Origin of the sequence: Methylophaga sp. UBA5088, from assembly GCF_002414625.1 — a bacterium.
Lineage (GTDB): Bacteria > Pseudomonadota > Gammaproteobacteria > Nitrosococcales > Methylophagaceae > Methylophaga > Methylophaga marina.
In genome coordinates, this window is the sequence record NZ_DIAC01000021.1 from 1 (window position 1) to 1,925 (window position 1,925).

The window sequence follows — 1,925 nt, forward strand, 5'->3', positions numbered from 1 at the left end:
CAACCATTAAATCCGTATACCCTAAAAAATCAGCCTAAGAATTACAGGACATTAGCCTTATTCAAAAACTTGCTTCAAACCAAATTATTCTCTATATTTTCTCTTCTCATTATATTCTCACACTGTTAAATCTAATCTGACTGTTACAAATGATTAGGAGGAGAAAGCTGATGCACACACCACAACAGGGTTTTAGGTTACTAAGCACTCTATGAGCTCAAACGCATCATCCCATCATTGGCCCAGAATGATTGCGCTGGTTGATATGAATTGCTTCTTTGCTCAGATAGAACAGCAAGACTATCCATACTGGCGAAATAAACCTGTGGGCGTCACCAATGGCAAACTTGGCAGTACCATCATCACAGCGTCGTACGAGGCCAGAAGTTATGGTGTGAAAACCGGTATGCGCCTTAAAGAGGCAAGAGAGCTGTGTCCCAATATTATCCAAGCGCCAAGCAGACCGTATCGTTATGCGGCTGTCTCTACTGAGATTATGGACGCACTATTTAGTATTACACCGACTGTGGAGGTTTATTCCGTCGACGAGGCCTTTTTGGATTTGACCGGTTGTCAGTATCTCTATAAATCACCCGAACATATTGGTTTTCTCATTAAAGACACGATAAGCCAGGTATCAGGACTCACCTGTAGTGTCGGCATTAGCGGTGATAAAACGACAGCCAAATTTGCTGCAAAACTCAATAAGCCGGATGGCTTGACCATTATTGCCCCTTGGGAAGCTGAAGCGCGTCTAAGCAAAGAAGACGTGACAGAGCTGAGTGGTATCAATAAAGGTATTGCGAGATTCTTAGGTAAGTACGGCATCACACAATGTGGGGATATGAAAAAAGTCCCCATGAGCCTCATTGCAAAACGTTTCGGTAACCCAGGAAGACGGATATGGCTCATGGCTCAAGGGCGTGATCCAGAACCTGTTATCACCACAGTAAAAGAACCCAAATCAGTTGGTCATGGCAAAGTGATGCCGCCCGGTACCCGTGACATGAATACAATACTGACTTTCTTTCAGCATATGTCTGAAAAGGTGGGCGCTCGATTGCGTAAACATCACTTTCTAAGCGATACCTTCTTTATCGGTTTAAAGACGCCTTTTGGCTGGCTAGGAACAAAACAAAAAATAGATAACGCCACGGATGATGGCGCACTGATATATGACCTGTGTAAGCAATTTATTAAGAGTCGCTATAGCGGTGAAGAATGTGGTCAGGTTCAAGTCACGGCTTTGAATCCCACCCATCATAAACAGCAGGATATGTTTGTTGATGAGTCACACAAACAAAAGCGTGAGGCGCTTAATACGGCTATTGATAAAATTAATGAGCGTTACGGTGAGTTTACTGTCGCTCCAACACGCGTCATTGGGCGTAGCGAAATGCCCAATGTGATTGCCCCAGCATGGAAACCGACAGGTCATAGGAAAACCATTTAATGTGTGGCGGCGTTTATTTCCAGCATGGTGAAGATGTGCTGCGAATTTTTTATCCTAATCCTAAAGCTGTTTTGCCTGTATTAACATCAGAAGGCGGTATTAAGCTTATTGCGTGGGGAAGACGGCAAAAACAACCTGGTAACTTACCAATGACAGGCTGGGCGCGACTCGATTCTATTTATGCCGGCAGATGGGATAAATATTTTCCGACACCGGTAAAAATCCCTGTTTTAAGTTTTATGGAAAAAGACCTTGAAGGTATCAGCCACTGGTATGACCTGCAAAAAGGACAATACATTCAGGGCTTGCTTGCAAAAGAAGGTAACGAGCGTCGTGTGTATGTGGTGACAATTGAACCCGAACTAGAAGATGCACAAATACATAGCCGCTGGCCAAGAGTGGTTCAAAAAGGAGAAAAATCACGACACTTCATTACATAGCTGACTCTATCCATTTCGCTCATTCATACTCA

Annotated in this window: 2 protein-coding genes; both read left to right on the forward strand. The window is 43.6% G+C overall.

Annotation, left to right across the window (positions count from 1 at the left end; translation table 11 throughout):
* Positions 1 to 211: 211 nt before the first annotated feature.
* The gene (locus tag B4K20_RS02720; protein ID WP_289281793.1) at positions 212 to 1,453 is read left to right on the forward strand and encodes a DNA polymerase Y family protein; all 1,242 of its coding nucleotides are present in this window, start codon (positions 212 to 214) and stop codon (positions 1,451 to 1,453) included.
* On the forward strand, positions 1,453 to 1,893 hold the full coding sequence (locus tag B4K20_RS02725) for a hypothetical protein (RefSeq protein ID WP_273181342.1): 441 nt from the start codon (positions 1,453 to 1,455) through the stop codon (positions 1,891 to 1,893). Before B4K20_RS02720 ends, B4K20_RS02725 begins: the two co-directional genes overlap by 1 nt.
* The last annotated feature ends 32 nt before the right edge of the window (positions 1,894 to 1,925 follow it).